Source organism: Thauera phenylacetica B4P, assembly GCF_000310225.1.
Lineage (GTDB): Bacteria > Pseudomonadota > Gammaproteobacteria > Burkholderiales > Rhodocyclaceae > Thauera > Thauera phenylacetica.
In genome coordinates this window covers 1-16,461 of sequence record NZ_AMXF01000081.1, presented here as the reverse complement: position 1 = coordinate 16,461, position 16,461 = coordinate 1, and the positions used below count along the sequence as shown (strand labels likewise).

Sequence of the window (16,461 nt, the reverse complement as noted above, 5' to 3'; positions counted from 1 at the left end):
GACCCGGCGCTCTTCGTCGGGCGCGCGCAGAGCCTGCGCGCGCGGGTGCGCGAGCACTTCGGCGCGGGCGCGCGCAAGGGGCGCGACGCCGAGCTGGCGGCGCGGGTGAAGCGGGTGGAGTGGATCGAGACCGCCGGCGAGCTCGACACCTCGCTGCGCGAGAACGCCCTGCTGCGTGCGCTGGCGCCGCCCTACAACCGCCCGCAGGAGCCCGCCGCGGCCGCCTTCGCGCTGCGCCTGCTGCCCAACCGGCGGCGCGCGCCGATTTACGAGACGGTGGCGATCGCCGGCACCGACTCGGCGGATTGGCACGGGCTCCACGGCGTCTTCCGCAACCGCCGCGAGGCCGACAACCTGCTGCGCGAGCTGGCGATGCTGTACCGGCTGTGCCCGCGCCGGCTTGGCCTCGAGGGCGGCAACGGCCCCTGCACCGCGTACGCCTCGCGGCGCTGCGCGGGCGTGTGCGCGCGGCGCGAGACGCCCGAGGAGCATGACGCCCGTCTCGCCGGCGCGCTCGCCGGCGTGGGGGCCAGGCCGTGGCCGTGGGCGGGGCCGGTGGTGGTGGAAGAGGCGCGCGCGCACGGCCCGCGCCGGCTGCAGGTGTTCGACCGCTGGTGCCACCTGGGCAGCGCGCAGGACGAGGCCGGCGCGCTCGCCCTCGCTGCCGTACCGCGCGCCTTCGATGCGGACGTCTGGCGCATCCTCGCGCGCTGGCTGGCGGTGCCCGCCCATCTCGCGCAGGTGCGCGCGCTCGCTGCGCAGGGCGGGGAGTTCGCGACGCCCGGCGAGGTGGGGACGCCCGGCGAGGTGGGGACGCCCCGCGAGGTGGGGATGCCGCCGGGCGAGGTGCCGCCGGGTGCCGCCTAGTGCGCCGCGCAGTCGCGTAGCCGCGACAGCTCGCTGAGCACCATGCCGCGGCGGCCGCGCGGCTGGATCATGCCCTCGCGGGTGAGCTGCGACAGGATGCGCGACAGCGTCTCCGGGGTCAGGTTGAGCTGGGCGGCGATGGTCTGCTTGTCGATGTCGAGGCGGATCTCCCAGCGCTCGGCATCGTCCGGGGCGAGCCGGGTCAGGTAGTGGGCGACGCGCTGCGTGCCGCTGAGCTGGAACTGAACCTGCATGGTCGACATCAGATCGTAGCTTGCCTGCGCGAGCCGGTTGCTCATCGACGCCGAAAACGCGGTCGAGCTCACCATCGCGCTGCGCAGCGCGGCGGTCGGCACGAGCAGCAGCTCGCTCGCGCTGATCGCCTGGGCGTTGGCGACGTGGGGGCGGTTGATCAGCGCGGCCTCCTCGCCGAAGAAGCTGCCGGGCTCGGCGAGGCGGACGATCTTCTCGCCGCCCGAGGGCGACAGCACGAAGCATTTCACCCGCCCGTCCAGCACCAGGTGGATGCCGCGCGGACAGTCCTCCTGCTGCACGAGGAGTTCGCCGCGGGCGGCGTGGATCGGCCGGGCGGCAGCGAGCAGGCGCTCGCGGGCGCAGGCGTCGAGCATGTCGAAGGGTGCGAAGCGGGCGAGCAGGTCGCTGGCGTCGGGGGCGAGGGAGGGGGGCCTGCAGCTCATGCGGATCTCCTGCGGACGTCGGCGTGGTTTTCCAGTCGGTAGACTAGCCGCTGGTTTCCACGCTGCATGGCGTCGTGGCCGGCCGCGGGGCGTGCTTGTGCTCGAGGCATACCTCCAAAGAGGTAGGCGGTGATTTTCGCAAGCGATTGAAAGATGGATGGAAAGGGGCGGTACGGGTGGTCTTCCGGCCCCGGATCGAAGTGGAAGGGGTATGTCCACGTTGTTGTCCCGGATCCTTTCCGGATGGAGATTCGACATGCACCTGGCGGTTCCCCGCCTGCTCGTGAGGCGCTCGATCATGCTGCTGGTGTCGGTCGCCCTGGTCGCGATGACGCTGATCGGGCTGGCCGGCATGAGCGCGTCCTTCCTGGTGGTCGATCGCAGCCGCGACAGCGTGCAGGCGATCGACGTCGCCAGCAGCCTGCGCGGACACACCCAGCGCATCGCCAACCTCATCGCCATCGACGCGCTCAAGGGCCGCATCGGGGTGTCCGAGCGCACACGCGCGGCGATGGCCGACATCGAGCGCGAGCTCCAGGAGCCGGCGCTGCGCCGCTTCGGGGACGCCGCCCCGGGCGAGCTCTTCGCGGCGACCTACCGCGGCGTGCAGGCGGGCTGGGAGCGCACGGTGAGGCCGCGGATCGAGGCGCTCGAAGGGCATGGGCCGCCCGATGCGCGCGAGATCGAGGCGCTGCTCGCCGGGGTCGACGACTTCGTCGGACAGGTCGATAGCCTGGTCGCCGTGCTCGGCCAGGAGAACGAGCGCCGCATCGACGAGCTGCGCCGCATCCTCGCGCTCGCCGCCGCGGTCACGCTGGGGGTGGTGCTGGTGGTGATCGCCTTGCTGCAGCGCGCGCTGCTGCGCCCGCTCGGCGGCCTGCTCGACGCCGCGCGCCGCATCGCCGGCGGCGACTTCGGCGTGCGCGTGCGCTACACCGGCGAGGACGAGCTCGGCCAGGTCGGCAGCGCCTTCAACCTGATGGCCGACGAGCTCGCCCGCCACTACCACCTGCTCGAGCAGCGTGTCACCGAGAAGACCGCCGAGCTGCAGCGCAGCAATCGCGCGCTGGAGCTGCTCTACCACGCCATCGCCCGGCTCTACCAGGCGCCGAGCGCGCCCGACGCCTACGAGGCCACCTTGCGCGACATCGACCGCGTCGCCGGGCTGGAGGGCTCCTTCGTCTGCATCGAGCCGCGCCCCGGCGCGCCCGCGGCGGTGATCGCCTCGTCGATGGGGGCGTGCCCGGATCGCGCCGAGCGCGGCGAGGAGGCCTGCGCTGCCTGCCGCGCCGGCTCGGAGGGGCAGGCGTTGGCGCTGCTGTCGCCCACGCTGCTGCGCTTCCCGCTGCGCGACCGCGAGCACCACTACGGCATGCTGCGCCTGTCGCTGCCCGACGGCGCGCGCCTGGAGGACTGGCAGCGCCAGCTCGTCGAGGCGCTGTCGCGCCACATGGGCATGGCGCTCGGCGCGGCGCGGCGCACCGAGCAGGAGCGCCTGCTCGCGCTGCAGGAGGAGCGCTCGGTGATCGCGCGCGAGCTGCACGACTCGCTCGCGCAGGCGCTGTCCTACATGAAGATCCAGGTCAGCCTGCTGCAGCGTGCGCTCGCCGACCCGGCGCGTGCAGCCGAGGCGGAGCCGATCCTCGCCGACCTGCGCGAGGGCATCAGCGCCGCCTATCGCCAGCTGCGCGAGCTGCTGGTGTCCTTCCGCCTCGGCCTCTCGGCCGACCTCGCCACCCTGATGGAGGACGCCGCGCGCGAATACGGCACCCGCGGCGGCCTGGAGGTGGCGCTCGCGGTGGAGCTCGGCGCCTGCCAGCTCGGCCCGAACCAGGAGGTGCACGTGCTGCAGATCGTGCGCGAGGCCTTGTCGAACATGGTGCGCCACGCCGCGGCGCGCCACGCCTGGGTGGAGCTGCGCGGCGGCGCGGACGGCGAGGTGCGGCTGGAGGTGCGCGACGACGGCTGCGGCATCGGCGCGCCGCCGGCGGACGCGCGCAACCACCACGGCCTGGCGATCATGCGCGAGCGCGCGCGCAGCATGGGCGGGGAGATCGAGATCGGGCCGGCGTTGCCGAGCGGCACGCGGGTGTGCGTGCGCTTTCGTGCCGCCACCGTGAGCGTGGCGGTGATGGCGCAGCAGGATGCGAAGAAGGAAATGGACCAATGAACGAGAGCTGTCGCGTGCTGATCGTGGACGACCACCCGCTGTTCCGCCGCGGGCTGGTGCAGCTGCTGCGCACGATCCCCGCCTTCGTCCTCGTCGGCGAGGCGGGCAGCGGCGCCGAGGGCCTCGCGCTCGCGCGCGAGCTGCGCCCCGACCTGATCCTGCTCGACCTCAACATGCGCGACGGCGACGGGCTCGACATGCTGCGCGGCCTGCGCACGGCGCGCAGCGAGGCGCGCGTGGTGATGGTCACGGTGTCCGACTCCGGCGAGGACGTGGTGGCGGCGCTGCGCGGCGGGGCCGAGGGCTACCTGCTCAAGGACATGGAGCCCGAGGCCATGCTCGAGGCGCTGCAGGCCGTGGCCGCCGGGCGGGTGGTGATCCCGCCGCAGCTCAACCACCTGCTCGCCGCCGCGCTGCGCGGCGAGTCGCGGCCGCAGTCGGCGGGTGCGGCCGGGCTCACCGAGCAGGAGCTGCGCATCCTCGAAAAGATCGCCGCCGGGCTCCCCAACAAGCAGATCGGGCGCGAGCTCGACATCGCCGAGGGCACCGTGAAGGTGCACGTCAAGCACATCCTGCGCAAGCTCGAGCTGCGCTCGCGCGTCGAGGCCGCGGTGTGGGCGGTCGAGCACCTGCGCGTGTGAGCGGGCCGGCAGACCTCGACCCGGTTTCGTACTGAGATAAGTTCGCAGCTTGATCGAGATCAACAAATCACGCCTGTAACTGGGCTGTAATGGCCGCTGCGCAATTTGCTGGATTGTCCTTGGCTTCCTCCGCATCTCCGCGCGCGGCGAGTTCCCGCCGGAACTTCTTCTTCGGACGCACGCGCGCAGTCGAACCCGCACTCCGCCCGCCCTGGGCGCTGGAGGAGGAGGACTTCGTCGCGCGCTGCACGCGCTGCGACCGCTGCATCGAGGCCTGCCCCACCACCATCCTGGTGCGCATGGACGGGGGCTTCCCCGGAGTGGACTTCAGCCGCGGTGAATGCACGTTCTGCGCCGACTGCGTCGCGGCCTGCGAACCCCTCGCGCTGCGGCGCGACGACCCCTCCGCCGCGCCCTGGGATCGCGTCGCCGTGATCGGCGCGGGCTGCCTGGCGGTGCGCGGCGTCGAATGCCGCGTGTGCGGGGAGTCCTGCCCCGAAGGCGCGATCCGCTTCCGCCCCCGCCTCGGGGGCGTCGCCCATCCCGAACTCGACGCCGCCGCGTGCACCGCCTGCGGCGCCTGCATCGGCCCGTGCCCGACGCGTGCGATCGACACGCGCGCGCGCAATCCCCTCCCCACGGAGAGCGAAACATGAATATTGCAAGCCTGGTCGTGCGGGCCTTTCCCGCGGACTTCCCCGAGATCGTCGAGGGCCTGAAGAAGGTGCCCGGTGTCGAGCTGCACGGGCAGTCCGCCGAGAAGGGCAACATCGTCATCACCATCGAGGACGGCGCGGGCTGGTCGGTGACCGACTCGATCCTGGCGGTGAACCTGCTCCCCAAGGTGCAGGGGCTGACGATCGCCTACGAATACACCGATGAAGGTCTGGAACTGACGGAGGTCTGACATGAGCATGAATCGACGCGAATTCATCAAGAACAACGCGATCGCCGCGGCGGCCGCCACCGCCGGCATCGGCATCCCGGTCGTCGCCGAGGCGCAGCAGCCCGGCGCGGGCAGCACCAAGGTGCGCTGGGACAAGGCCGCCTGCCGCTTCTGCGGCACCGGCTGTTCGGTGCTGGTGGGCGTGCAGGACGGGCGCGTGGTCGCCACCCAGGGCGACCCCGACTCGCCGGTCAACCGTGGCCTGAACTGCATCAAGGGCTACTTCCTGTCCAAGATCATGTACGGCGAGGACCGCCTCACCAAGCCGCTGCTGCGCATGAAGAACGGCCAGTACGACAAGAACGGCGAGTTCACGCCGATCTCGTGGGACCAGGCCTTCGACATCATGGAGCAGAAGTGGAAGAAGGCGATCAAGGAGCACGGCGCCGACTCCGTCGCCATGTTCGGCTCCGGCCAGTGGACGGTGTGGGAGGGCTACGCCGCCTCCAAGCTCATGAAGGCGGGTTTCCGCACCAACAACCTCGACCCCAACGCGCGCCACTGCATGGCCTCGGCGGTCGCGGGCTTCATGCGCACCTTCGGCATCGACGAGCCGATGGGCTGCTACGACGACATCGAGAACACCGACACGGTCGTGCTGTGGGGCTCGAACATGGCCGAGATGCACCCCATCCTGTGGAGCCGCATCACGGACCGTCGCCTGTCCAAGGAAGGCTGCCAGGTGCACGTGCTGTCGACCTTCGAGCATCGCTCGTACGAGCTCGCCGACAACCCGATGATCTTCGTGCCGAACACCGACCTGGCGATCCTCAACTACATCTGCAACCACATCATCCAGAGCGGCAAGGTCAACAAGGCCTTCGTCGAGCGCAACGTCAAGTTCAAGATCGGCGAGGGTGACATCGGCTTCGGCCTGCGCCCCAACCACCCGCTCGAGGCCAAGGCCACCAGCAACGGCTATCCGGGCGCCGACGGCAAGCCCAAGGGCGACACCGGCGCGGCCAAGGACTGCAGCTTCGACGACTTCGCCAGGTTCGTCTCGGAATACACCCTGGAGAAGGTCTCCAAGCTCTCCGGCGTGCCCGAGGATCGCCTGCTCAAGATGGCCGAGCAGTACGCCGACCCGAACCGCAAGGTCACGTCCTTCTGGACCATGGGCTTCAACCAGCACACCCGCGGCACCTGGGTGAACAACATGATCTACAACGTCCACCTGCTGGTGGGCAAGATCAGCGAGCCCGGCAACAGCCCGTTCTCGCTCACCGGCCAGCCCTCGGCCTGCGGCACCGCGCGCGAGGTCGGCACCTTCGCCCACCGCCTGCCGGCCGACATGGTGGTGATGAACCCGATGCACCGCGCGCTCAGCGAGGAGATCTGGAAGCTGCCCGAGGGCACGATCTCGCCCAAGATCGGCTACCACGCGGTGGCGCAGAGCCGTGCGCTGAAGGACGGCAAGATCAAGTGCTACTGGACCTCGACCACCAACAACATGCAGGCGGGGCCGAACGTCAATGACGAGATCTACCCGGGCTGGCGCAATCCGGAAGCCTTCGTGGTGGTCTCCGACGTCTACCCGACCGTGTCCGCGCTGTCGGCCGACCTGATCCTGCCGTGCGCGATGTGGGCCGAGAAGGAGGGCGCCTTCGGCAACGCCGAGCGCCGCACCCAGTTCTGGCGCCAGCAGGTGTCGGCGCCGGGCGAGGCCAAGTCCGACCTGTGGCAGTACATCCAGTTCGCCAAGCGCTTCAAGGTCGAGGACGTGTGGCCGGAAGAGCTGATCGCCAAGAAGCCCGAGTACCGCGGCAAGACCCTGTACGACGTGCTCTACGCCAACGGCCAGGTCGACAAGTTCCCGCTGGCCGATGTCGACAAGGCCAATGGCCATGCCTGGGCCGGCTACATGAACGACGAGTCGAAGGAGCTCGGCTACTACCTGCAGAAGGGCCTGTTCGAGGAATACGCCGCCTTCGGCCGCGGGCACGCCCACGACCTCGCCGACTTCGACGTCTATCACAAGGCGCGCGGCCTGCGCTGGCCGGTGGTGGACAACAAGGAGACCCTGTGGCGCTTCCGCGAGGGCTATGACCCCTACGTCAAGGCCGGCGAGGGCGTGAAGTTCTACGGCTACAAGGACAACAAGGCGATCATCTTCGCGCTGCCCTACCAGGATCCGCCCGAGATGCCCGATGCCGAGTTCGACATGTGGCTGTGCACCGGCCGCGTGCTGGAGCACTGGCACACCGGCTCGATGACCCGGCGCGTGCCCGAGCTGCACCGCTCGGTCCCCGAGGCGCAGATCTTCATGCACCCCGAGGACGCCCAGAAGCGCGGCCTGCAGCGCGGCATGGCGGTCAAGGTGGTGTCGCGGCGCGGCGAGATCGTCGCCCGCCTGGAGACCCGCGGCCGCAACAAGCCGCCGGTCGGGCTGATCTTCGTGCCCTTCTTCGACGAGGGCCGGCTGGTGAACAAGCTCACGCTCGACGCCACCTGCCCGATCTCGAAAGAGACCGACTACAAGAAGTGCGCGGTGAAGGTCCTTAAGGCTTGATGAGAGGAGGCGCGAGTCCCGCCCCCCGCCGACCGGGGGGACGCGCGGAGGGCGGGGCTCGCGATGGCGATGAACGACAAGGTGCAATCGACCGGACGCGCTGAACCTGCCGCTCCGGCTTCGCGCCGCCGCTTCCTCAAGGATGCGGCGGGCGTCGCCGGCGGTGCGGGCCTGCTCGCGCTCGGTGCTGGGATGTACGCGAAGCAGGCGTCGGCGCTGCCGGCCACTGCCATCCGTCCGCCCGGCGCGCTCCCCGAAGACGATTTTCTCGCGGCCTGCGTGCGCTGCGGCCTGTGCGTGCGCGACTGCCCCTACAAGACCCTCAAGCTGGCCGAGCTCGGCGACGGGGTGGCGACGGGGACGCCGTATTTCGAGGCCCGCGACATCCCCTGCGAGATGTGCGAGGACATCCCCTGCGTGGTCGCCTGTCCGACCGGTGCGCTCGACCGCACGCTGGTCGACATCGGCAAGGCGAAGATGGGGCTGGCGGTCCTGATCGACCAGGAGAACTGCCTCAACTTCCTCGGCCTGCGCTGCGACGTGTGCTATCGGGTGTGCCCGGTCATCGACCAGGCGATCACCCTCGAGCGCATCCACAACCCGCGCTCGGACCGTCACGCGATGCTGCTGCCGACGGTGCATTCCGAGTACTGCACCGGCTGCGGCAAGTGCGAGAAGGCCTGCGTGCTGCCCGGCGAGTCGGCGATCAAGGTGCTGCCGATCAAGCTGGCGCAGGGCTCGAAGGCCGAGCACTACCTGCGCGGCTGGGAAGAGAAGGAGGCCGCCGGCCGGTCGCTGATCGGCGACCAGGTCGAGCTGCCGGTGCGCGGCCTCGAAGGCAAGGCCTACGGCGACACCCGGGTCGAGCCCGGGCAGGGGCCCCAGGGCGGCGCGCCGGTGCCGGACTACGCGCCCGCGAAGCCGGCGGGCGGCGGTCTCGACTCGGGGTGGAAGCCATGAGCACGCAACTGAGCTCCGGCGCCGCGCCGGAACGCAAGGTCCCGCCCACCAGCGTGCGCGGCGCCGCGATGCGCGGCGTGGTCGCCCGCCCCGGGCGCGAGGCGGTGGAGGCCAAGGGCTGGCTGCGGGCGCACAAGTGGCTGCTGCTGAGGCGTGCGTCGCAGCTCGGCATCCTCGCGCTCTTCCTCGTCGGGCCGTGGCTGGGCTGGTGGATCGTCAAGGGCAACCTGTCGTCCAGCCTCACCCTCGGCGTGCTGCCGCTTACCGACCCCTTCCTGGTCGCGCAGCAGCTCGCCGCCGGGCAGTGGCCCTACCAGGAGGCGCTGCTCGGTGCCGGCATCGTGCTCGCCTTCTACCTGCTCTTCGGTGGGCGGCTGTTCTGCGCGTGGGTGTGCCCGGTCAACCTCGTCACCGACGCCGCCGCCTGGCTGCGCCGGCGCCTGGGTCTCAAGGGCGGCAAGGTGCCCTCGGGCAGCACGCGCTACTGGCTGCTCGGCTTCGTGCTGGTGATCGCGGCGGCGACCGGCTCGCTGGCGTGGGAGTGGGTGAACCCGGTGTCGATGTTCCACCGTGGCCTGATCTTTGGTTTCGGCCTGGCCTGGGGTATCGTCGGCGGCATCTTCCTCTACGACCTGCTCATCGCCCCGCGCGGCTGGTGCGGCCACCTCTGCCCGCAGGGCGCCTTCTACGCCCTGATCGGACGCGCGGCCGTCGTCAAGGTCTCGGCGGACAGGCGCAGCGCGTGCAACGACTGCATGGACTGCTTCGCCGTGTGCCCCGAGCCCCAGGTCATCCGGCCCGCGCTCAAGGGCGTCGGCCAGGACCATCCCCTCATTCTGGATGCCGACTGCACCACCTGCGGACGCTGCGTGGATGTGTGCGGCAAGGACGTTTTCCGCATTACGACCCGATTCAACAGGAGCGAGTCATGAAAAAACAAACCCGAAATCTGGTGCTCGCGCTCGTCGCCGCTGTCGGCTTCGGTGCCATGGTGCCGCCCGCGGCGATGGCGCAGGCGGTGAAGAGCATCCGCGGCGCCGACGTGGCCGACCAGGAGCTGCAGGTCGGCAACTACAAGCCGATCCCCGACCAGGCGCCGATCGACCGCGACTACGTGCAGCAACCGCCGCTGATCCCGCACAAGGTGGAGGGTTACGAGGTCACGCTCAACTTCAACAAGTGCATGGACTGTCACGCCTGGAGCCGCTACAAGGAGTCGGGCGCCACCAAGGTGAGCCTGACCCACTTCAAGGATCGTGACGGCGGCGAACTGTCGAACATCTCGCCGCGCCGCTACTTCTGCATGCAGTGCCATGTGCCCCAGACCGACGCCAAGCCGCTGGTCGGCAACAACTTCCAGCGCGCGGAAGGCCTGCGCTGAAGAATCGACATACGGGGATCGACATGACCGACAACAACAAGAGCCTGATGCAGCGCATCCGCGGTGCGGGCTGGGGCGCCATCGTCCTGCTCGTCGCCGCGGGCGTGGTGTTCTGGGGTGGCTTCAACTGGGCCCTGGAGATGACCAACACGGAGAAGTTCTGCATCTCCTGCCACGAGATGGAGGACAACGTCTTCAAGGAGTACCGCAACACCATCCACTACCAGAACCGCACCGGCGTGCGCGCGACCTGCCCGGACTGCCACGTGCCCAAGGAGTGGGGGCCGAAGATGATCCGCAAGATCAAGGCCTCGCGCGAGCTCTACGGCAAGGTGATGGGCACCATCGACACGCCGGAGAAGTTCGCCGCCGAGCGCCTGCGCCTGGCGCAGAACGAGTGGACCCGCATGAAGGCGAACAACTCGCAGGAGTGCCGCAACTGCCACAACTTCGAGTACTTCGACTACTCGGTGCAGGGGCGCCGCTCCAACCAGATGCACCAGGCGGGCTTCGCCGAGGGCAAGACCTGCATCGACTGCCACAAGGGCATCGCGCACTCGCTGCCGCCGGTCGATCAGCACATCGGTGCGCCGCGTGAAGGCGTCGCCCCCGAGGTGATGCATCCGCCGGTGAAGAAGGACTGAGCCTCGCCGCGTCCCCCGCCCCGCGCCGCCCCGCATCCTGCGGTGCGCCGCGGGGCGCGCCTTTCCGGCGTGTGCCGGGATGGCGCATCCCGTGCCGCCTGTGTTCCAATCCGTCCCCATGCTCGAAGTCGAAAATCTCGCCTGCCTGAAAGGCGATCGCCTGCTGTTCCGCGACCTCGCCTTCCGCCTCCAGGCGGGCGGCCTGCTGCGCGTCGCCGGGCCCAACGGGGTGGGCAAGACCAGCCTGCTGCGCCTGGTCACCGGGCTGGCGCTGCCCGAGGCCGGCGAAATCCGCTGGCGCGGCGAGTCGATCCGGCGCGCGCGCGAGGCCTTCCACGGCGACCTGCTCTACCTCGGCCACGCCGCCGCGCTCAACGACCTGCTCAGCCCGCTCGAGAACCTGCGCTTCGCCTGTGCCGCCGCCGGCGACGCGGTGGATGAGGACGACTGCGTGCAGGCCCTGCAGCGCATCGGCCTGGCCGACCAGCTCGACCTGCCGGCGCGCGTGCTGTCGCAGGGCCAGCGCCGCCGCGTGGGCCTGGCGCGGCTGTTCCTGTCGAACGCGCGCCCGCTGTGGGTGCTGGACGAGCCCTTCACCGCGCTCGACGTGCGCGCGGTCGCCGATCTCGCCGCCACGCTCTCGCAGCACTGCGACGCGGGCGGCATGGTGATGCTCACCACCCACCAGGACGCGCCCTTCGCACGCCCGCCCGAGGTGCTCGACGTCGGAGTCTTCGCATGCTGAGCACCTTCCTCGCCGTGCTGCGGCGCGACCTGCTGCTGGCCTGGCGTGGGCGCGCCGACGTGCTGGTCACGCTCGCCTTCTTCATCATCGTGGTGTGCCTGTTCCCTTTCGGTGTCGGCGCCGAGCCCAACCAGCTGCGCGCGATCGCCCCTGGCGTGCTGTGGGTCGCGGCACTCCTCGCCTGCCTGCTGTCGCTGCACCGCCTGTTCGCGCAGGACTACAGCGACGGAACTCTCGAGCAGCTTCTCCTGTCTAGCGAGCCGGCTGCGCTATGGGTGATGGCCAAGGTGCTGGCGTTCTGGCTCAGCACCGGCCTGCCGGTGGTCGCGGTGGCGCCGGCCATGGGCCTGCTGCTTGACCTCGAACAAGGCGGTCTGCCCGTGCTGATACTAAGTTTGCTCCTCGGCACGCCGATCCTCGCATTGCTTGGTGCGGTCGGTGCGGCGCTGACCCTCGGCCTGCGCGGTGGAGGCATGCTGCTGGCCTTGCTGGTGCTGCCGCTCTTCGTCCCGGTGCTGATCTTCGGTGCCGGTGCCGTGGAGGCCGAGCTGTCTGGCAGCGGCGCCGCAGCCCACCTGCTGCTGCTCGGCGGCGGTTTGGCGGGGGCGCTCGCGCTGGCGCCGGTGGCGTGCGCGGCAGCCCTGAGAATTTCAACCGATTGACGACGCAGCCGCGCCCCGAGCGGGTGTGGCGGAGCGAGAAAGCGAAGCCTCGAAGCATGACGAATCCCGAACGCGGTCGCAGTCTGCTGCGGTTTGCTGCGCCGCAGAATTTCTACCCCCTCGCCGGTCGTCTCGCGCCCTGGTTCGCGGCGCTCGCCGTCCTCCTCACCGCGATCGGGCTGTGGATCGGCTTCTTCGTCGCTCCCACCGACGCCACCCAGGGCCAGGTCTATCGGGTGATCTTCATCCACGTGCCGGCGGCCTGGATGTCGATGTTCATCTACCTCGTCATGGCCTTCTGGTCGGCGGTCGGGCTGATCATGAACACGCGGCTCTCCTTCGTGATGAGCCAGGCGCTCGCGCCCACCGGGGCGATGTTCTGCTTCGTGGCGCTCTGGACCGGCGCGCTGTGGGGCAAGCCCACCTGGGGCGCCTACTGGGTGTGGGACGCGCGCCTGACCTCGCAGCTGCTGCTGCTCTTCCTCTACTTCGGCTTCATCGCGCTCACCCGCGCCATCGAGGATCCGCGCCGCGCCGACCGCGCGGGCGCGATCATCGCGCTGGTCGGCGCGGTCAATGTGCCGATCATCTACTTCTCGGTGCAGTGGTGGAACACCCTGCACCAGGGCGCCTCGGTGAGCCTCACCAAGGCGCCGTCGATGGCGACCACCATGCTCACCGGCATGCTGGTGATGGCGCTGGCGTCGTGGGCCTACACCCTCGCGGTGGTGCTGTGGCGGGTGCGGCCGATGATCCTCGAGCGCGAGCGCCACACCGAGTGGGTCGGCGCCGAGCTCGAGCGCGCCGGGAAGCTTTCGCAAACCGCCGGAGGTCGTGCCTGATGCAGCAGTGGGAGAGCTGGTCCGCGTTCTGGGACATGGGCGGCGCCGCCTTTTTCGTGTGGGGCAGCTACGGCCTCACCTTCGCGTTGATCGCGCTGGAACTCGTGCTGGTGTTCCAGCGTCGGAAGGACACCACCCGCCGCCTGCTGCGCTGGCGTCGCGCGGTGGGCAAGGATGCAGGCAAGCGTAACGGCGAAGGCACGATGCCCGCCATGGAGTCGGAAACATGAAAGCCCGTAGCAAACGTCTGATGCTGGTCGGCGGCGGGGTGGCCCTGCTGTTCGCCGCGGTCGCCCTGGTGCTGAGCGCCTTCCAGCAGAACCTGGTGTTCTTCCACACGCCGACCGAGGTGTCCGAGGGCAAGGCCCCCACCGGCAAGACCTTCCGCATCGGCGGCATGGTCGAGGACGGCTCGATCGCGCGCGAGGCCGACGGCATCACCGTGCGCTTCGCGATCACCGACACCGCCAAGGTCATCCCGGTCACCTACAAGGGCACGCTGCCCGACCTCTTCAAGGAGGGCAAGGGCGCGGTGGTGCAGGGCAAGCTCGAGGGTGGCGTGTTTCGCGCCACCGAGGTGCTCGCCAAGCACGACGAGAACTACATGCCGCCGGAGGCCGCCCACGCCGTGGAGCAGGCGCAGAAGGCCGCACAGACGGTGAGCCAGTGACATGATCCCCGAACTCGGACACTTCGCCCTCATCCTCGCCCTGGTGCTGTCGCTGGTGCAGGCGGTGGTGCCGCTCGTCGGCGCGCACCGCAACAGCTCGGCGCTGATGGGAGTCGGCCGCCCGGCCGCGCAGGGGCAGTTCTTCTTCATCCTGTTCAGCTACGTCTGCCTGACCTGGGCCTTCATCCAGAGCGACTTCTCGGTCCAGCTCGCGGCCAGCAACTCGCACAGCGCCACCCCGCTGATGTACAAGATCACCGGCGTGTGGGGCAACCACGAGGGCTCGCTGCTGCTGTGGGCGATGTCGCTGTCGCTGTGGACGGTGGCGGTGACGGTGTTCTCGCGCCACCTGCCCGACGCCTTCCTCGCCCGCGTGCTGGGCGTGCTCGGCTGGGTCAGCGCCGGCTTCATCTCCTTCACCCTGGTCACCTCCAACCCCTTCGAGCGCCTGCTGCCGGCCGTCGCCGACGGCCGCGACCTCAACCCGCTGCTGCAGGACCCGGGGATGATCATCCACCCGCCGCTGCTCTACATGGGCTACGTCGGCTTCTCGGTGGCGTTCGCGTTCGCGATCGCGGCCCTGCTCTCGGGCCGGCTCGACGCCGCCTGGGCGCGCTGGTCGCGGCCGTGGACCACCATCGCCTGGGTCTTCCTCACCGCCGGCATCGCGGTCGGCTCGGGCTGGGCCTACTACGAGCTCGGCTGGGGCGGCTGGTGGTTCTGGGATCCGGTGGAGAACGCCTCCTTCATGCCCTGGCTGCTCGGCACCGCGCTGATGCACTCGCTCGCCGTCACCGAGAAGCGCGGCGCCTTCCGCAGCTGGACGGTGCTGCTGGCGATCGGCGCCTTCTCGCTGTCGCTGCTCGGCACCTTCCTGGTGCGCTCGGGCGTCATCACCAGCGTGCACGCCTTCGCCACCGACCCCAAGCGCGGCCTCTACATCCTCGCCCTGCTCGTCATCGTGATCGGCTTCTCGCTGCTGCTGTACGCGATGCGCGCCAACAAGCTCATGGGCGGCGGCAGCTTCGGCCTGGTGTCGCGCGAGACCTCGCTGCTCGCCAACAACGTCCTGCTCACCGTGGCCTCGGCCTCGGTGCTGCTCGGCACGCTGTATCCGCTCTTCCTCGACGCCCTCGGCCTCGGCAAGATCTCGGTCGGCCCGCCCTACTTCGAGGCGGTGTTCGTGCCGCTGATGACTCCGGTGGTGGTGCTGATGGCGTTCGGGCCCTTCCTGCGCTGGAAGGACGACGACCTCCTCGCCGAGGTGCGCCGCGTGGCGCCGGCCTTCGTCGCCAGCGTGGCGATCGGCGTCGGCAGCGCGTGGGCGGTGGATCACCTGACCTGGCGCACCGCGCTCGGCCTCTCGCTCGCGGCCTGGGTGGTGCTCGCCAGCCTGCAGCTGCTCGCCCGCCGCCTCGGCGAGCGCGCCGGCGCCTCGGCCGGCTCGCGCCTGCGCTCGATCACCGCATCGTGGTGGGGCATGTGGCTCGCCCACTTCGGCATCGGCATCTTCATCATCGGCGTCACCATGGTGGGCAGCCTCGACCGCCACGTCGACGTCAAGATGAAGGAAGGCCAGCACGCCGAGCTCGCCGGCTACACCTTCGTGTTCCGCGGCGCGGTGGATGCCGACGGCCCCAACTACGACGCCGCGCGCGGCAACATCGAGCTGATCCGCGACGGCCGCTCGCTCGGCATGCTCACCCCCGAGAAGCGCGTCTATCTCGCCCAGGGCATGCCGATGACTGAGGCCTCGCTCGACATCGGCGTGTTCCGCGACGTCTATGTCTCGCTCGGCGAGCAGCTCGAGGACGGCGCCTGGATCGTCAGCCTGTACTACAAGCCCTTCATCAGCTGGATCTGGATGGGCTGCCTGCTGATGGGCGTGGGGGGCGTGTTCGCGGCAGCCGACCGCCGCTACCGCCGCCTGGCCGCGCGTGACGCCGCCGCGGCGGTGGGTGGCCGTGCCGGCGCCGCCGCCTGAGTTCCACCTGGGAAAACCATGAAAGCCAAGTTCCTCGTACCGCTGCTGCTGTTCTTCGGCCTCGCCGGCTTCCTCGCCTTCGGCCTCACCCTCAACCCGCGCGAGGTGCCCTCGCCGCTGATCGACAAGCCGGCGCCGAACTTCCGCCTCGCCCGCCTCGACCAGCCCGAGCAGAGCTTCGCGCTCGATGAGATGCGCGGCCAGGTCTGGCTGCTCAACGTGTGGGCCTCGTGGTGCGTGGCCTGCCGCCAGGAGCACCCGCTGCTGGTGCGCATGGCCGAGCAGAAGCTGGTGCCGGTGGTCGGCCTCAACTACAAGGAAGTGCGCGGCGACGGCGCGATCAGCACCCGCGGCATGGCACTCGAGGCCGAGACCACGATGGCGATCGAGCGTGCGCGGCGCTGGCTCTCCGACCACGGCAACCCCTACCAGCTCTCCGTGCTCGACATCGACGGCCGCGTCGGCATCGACTTCGGCGTGTATGGCGTGCCCGAGACCTTCCTGATCGACCGCGAGGGCCGCATCCGCTACAAGCACATCGGCCCGATCACTCCCGAGTCGCTCAAGACCCAGATCATGCCCAAGGTCGAGGAGCTGCGTCGTGCCGGTTGATCCGCAGCTCGTCCCGTCCCTGCTCTCCGGCCTGCGTCGCGTGCTCGGCGCCGGCGCGCTCGCGGTGCTGATGGCCGCGCCGCTCCACGCCGCCACCGCCGACGCCGGCCCGGCCACCACGCCCGCCGGC

At 70.1% G+C, this 16,461-nt stretch carries 17 protein-coding genes and 1 pseudogene; 17 read left to right on the top strand and 1 reads right to left on the bottom strand.

Going from position 1 to position 16,461, the window contains the following annotated elements; all coding sequences use genetic code 11:
* Positions 1-867: pseudogene (locus tag C667_RS11925) on the top strand (nucleotide excision repair endonuclease); the annotation flags it as partial.
* Here the strand turns inward: C667_RS11925 and C667_RS11920 are convergent.
* Positions 864-1,565, bottom strand: coding sequence for a Crp/Fnr family transcriptional regulator (locus C667_RS11920; RefSeq protein ID WP_004364025.1), 702 nt, complete (start codon positions 1,563-1,565; stop codon positions 864-866). The pseudogene C667_RS11925 and the gene C667_RS11920 overlap by 4 nt on opposite strands.
* Before the next feature lie 256 nt (positions 1,566-1,821).
* On the opposite strand from C667_RS11920, the gene C667_RS11915 reads away from it, so the two are divergent.
* The 16 genes from C667_RS11915 (at position 1,822) to C667_RS11840 (ending at position 16,331) form a co-directional block, all read left to right on the top strand.
* Complete coding sequence (locus tag C667_RS11915) at positions 1,822-3,735, top strand: HAMP domain-containing protein (RefSeq protein ID WP_004364024.1); 1,914 nt, start codon at positions 1,822-1,824, stop codon at positions 3,733-3,735.
* Positions 3,732-4,376, top strand: a complete 645-nt coding sequence (narL, locus tag C667_RS11910; protein WP_004364023.1) for a two-component system response regulator NarL — start codon at positions 3,732-3,734, stop codon at positions 4,374-4,376. Before C667_RS11915 ends, narL begins: the two co-directional genes overlap by 4 nt.
* Before the next feature lie 119 nt (positions 4,377-4,495).
* Positions 4,496-5,032 (top strand): ferredoxin-type protein NapF, encoded by a 537-nt coding sequence (gene napF, locus C667_RS11905; protein WP_004364022.1) that lies wholly within the window; start codon positions 4,496-4,498, stop codon positions 5,030-5,032.
* Positions 5,029-5,283, top strand: a complete 255-nt coding sequence (locus tag C667_RS11900) for a chaperone NapD (protein WP_004314191.1) — start codon at positions 5,029-5,031, stop codon at positions 5,281-5,283. Before napF ends, C667_RS11900 begins: the two co-directional genes overlap by 4 nt.
* 1 nt (position 5,284) lies before the next feature.
* A complete protein-coding gene (gene napA / locus C667_RS11895) occupies positions 5,285-7,831 on the top strand; it encodes a nitrate reductase catalytic subunit NapA (RefSeq protein WP_004364021.1) in 2,547 nt (848 codons plus the stop codon).
* Positions 7,832-7,894: 63 nt separating this feature from the next.
* Positions 7,895-8,791, top strand: a complete 897-nt coding sequence (gene napG, locus C667_RS11890) for a ferredoxin-type protein NapG (RefSeq protein ID WP_004364020.1) — start codon at positions 7,895-7,897, stop codon at positions 8,789-8,791.
* On the top strand, positions 8,788-9,723 hold the full coding sequence (gene napH / locus C667_RS11885; protein WP_004364019.1) for a quinol dehydrogenase ferredoxin subunit NapH: 936 nt from the start codon (positions 8,788-8,790) through the stop codon (positions 9,721-9,723). Before napG ends, napH begins: the two co-directional genes overlap by 4 nt.
* Complete coding sequence (locus C667_RS11880) at positions 9,720-10,172, top strand: nitrate reductase cytochrome c-type subunit (RefSeq protein WP_004364018.1); 453 nt, start codon at positions 9,720-9,722, stop codon at positions 10,170-10,172. The genes napH and C667_RS11880 overlap by 4 nt, the downstream gene beginning before the upstream one ends.
* A 23-nt stretch (positions 10,173-10,195) precedes the next feature.
* On the top strand, positions 10,196-10,816 hold the full coding sequence (locus C667_RS11875; RefSeq protein ID WP_004364016.1) for a NapC/NirT family cytochrome c: 621 nt from the start codon (positions 10,196-10,198) through the stop codon (positions 10,814-10,816).
* Positions 10,817-10,934: 118 nt separating this feature from the next.
* Positions 10,935-11,561, top strand: a complete 627-nt coding sequence (ccmA, locus tag C667_RS11870; RefSeq protein ID WP_039921399.1) for a cytochrome c biogenesis heme-transporting ATPase CcmA — start codon at positions 10,935-10,937, stop codon at positions 11,559-11,561.
* Complete coding sequence (gene ccmB, locus C667_RS11865) at positions 11,555-12,223, top strand: heme exporter protein CcmB (protein ID WP_004364012.1); 669 nt, start codon at positions 11,555-11,557, stop codon at positions 12,221-12,223. Before ccmA ends, ccmB begins: the two co-directional genes overlap by 7 nt.
* A 56-nt stretch (positions 12,224-12,279) precedes the next feature.
* On the top strand, positions 12,280-13,065 hold the full coding sequence (ccmC, locus tag C667_RS11860) for a heme ABC transporter permease CcmC (protein WP_004364010.1): 786 nt from the start codon (positions 12,280-12,282) through the stop codon (positions 13,063-13,065).
* Positions 13,065-13,295 carry a heme exporter protein CcmD gene (ccmD, locus tag C667_RS11855; RefSeq protein ID WP_004364008.1) on the top strand — a complete coding sequence of 77 codons (231 nt, stop codon included), beginning with the start codon at positions 13,065-13,067 and terminating at the stop codon, positions 13,293-13,295. Before ccmC ends, ccmD begins: the two co-directional genes overlap by 1 nt.
* The gene (ccmE, locus tag C667_RS11850) at positions 13,292-13,735 is read left to right on the top strand and encodes a cytochrome c maturation protein CcmE (protein WP_039921395.1); all 444 of its coding nucleotides are present in this window, start codon (positions 13,292-13,294) and stop codon (positions 13,733-13,735) included. Before ccmD ends, ccmE begins: the two co-directional genes overlap by 4 nt.
* Position 13,736: 1 nt before the next feature.
* Positions 13,737-15,719, top strand: a complete 1,983-nt coding sequence (locus tag C667_RS11845; protein ID WP_004364003.1) for a heme lyase CcmF/NrfE family subunit — start codon at positions 13,737-13,739, stop codon at positions 15,717-15,719.
* Between the two features lie 18 nt (positions 15,720-15,737).
* Positions 15,738-16,331, top strand: coding sequence for a DsbE family thiol:disulfide interchange protein (locus C667_RS11840; RefSeq protein ID WP_004364001.1), 594 nt, complete (start codon positions 15,738-15,740; stop codon positions 16,329-16,331).
* Positions 16,332-16,461 lie beyond the last annotated feature (130 nt).

What these genes read in the sequence shown, in the direction of transcription:
- ccmA (WP_039921399.1), top strand. Translation starts at nt 10,935, where the DNA reads ATGCTCGAAGTCGAAAATCTCGCCTGCCTGAAAGGCGATCGCCTGCTG.
- C667_RS11920 (WP_004364025.1), bottom strand. Translation starts at nt 1,565, where the DNA reads ATGAGCTGCAGGCCCCCCTCCCTCGCCCCCGACGCCAGCGACCTGCTC.
- C667_RS11845 (WP_004364003.1), top strand. Translation starts at nt 13,737, where the DNA reads ATGATCCCCGAACTCGGACACTTCGCCCTCATCCTCGCCCTGGTGCTG.
- ccmE (WP_039921395.1), top strand. Translation starts at nt 13,292, where the DNA reads ATGAAAGCCCGTAGCAAACGTCTGATGCTGGTCGGCGGCGGGGTGGCC.
- ccmD (WP_004364008.1), top strand. Translation starts at nt 13,065, where the DNA reads ATGCAGCAGTGGGAGAGCTGGTCCGCGTTCTGGGACATGGGCGGCGCC.
- ccmB (WP_004364012.1), top strand. Translation starts at nt 11,555, where the DNA reads ATGCTGAGCACCTTCCTCGCCGTGCTGCGGCGCGACCTGCTGCTGGCC.
- C667_RS11875 (WP_004364016.1), top strand. Translation starts at nt 10,196, where the DNA reads ATGACCGACAACAACAAGAGCCTGATGCAGCGCATCCGCGGTGCGGGC.
- napG (WP_004364020.1), top strand. Translation starts at nt 7,895, where the DNA reads ATGGCGATGAACGACAAGGTGCAATCGACCGGACGCGCTGAACCTGCC.
- ccmC (WP_004364010.1), top strand. Translation starts at nt 12,280, where the DNA reads ATGACGAATCCCGAACGCGGTCGCAGTCTGCTGCGGTTTGCTGCGCCG.
- napA (WP_004364021.1), top strand. Translation starts at nt 5,285, where the DNA reads ATGAGCATGAATCGACGCGAATTCATCAAGAACAACGCGATCGCCGCG.
- C667_RS11915 (WP_004364024.1), top strand. Translation starts at nt 1,822, where the DNA reads ATGCACCTGGCGGTTCCCCGCCTGCTCGTGAGGCGCTCGATCATGCTG.
- C667_RS11900 (WP_004314191.1), top strand. Translation starts at nt 5,029, where the DNA reads ATGAATATTGCAAGCCTGGTCGTGCGGGCCTTTCCCGCGGACTTCCCC.
- C667_RS11840 (WP_004364001.1), top strand. Translation starts at nt 15,738, where the DNA reads ATGAAAGCCAAGTTCCTCGTACCGCTGCTGCTGTTCTTCGGCCTCGCC.
- napH (WP_004364019.1), top strand. Translation starts at nt 8,788, where the DNA reads ATGAGCACGCAACTGAGCTCCGGCGCCGCGCCGGAACGCAAGGTCCCG.
- C667_RS11880 (WP_004364018.1), top strand. Translation starts at nt 9,720, where the DNA reads ATGAAAAAACAAACCCGAAATCTGGTGCTCGCGCTCGTCGCCGCTGTC.
- narL (WP_004364023.1), top strand. Translation starts at nt 3,732, where the DNA reads ATGAACGAGAGCTGTCGCGTGCTGATCGTGGACGACCACCCGCTGTTC.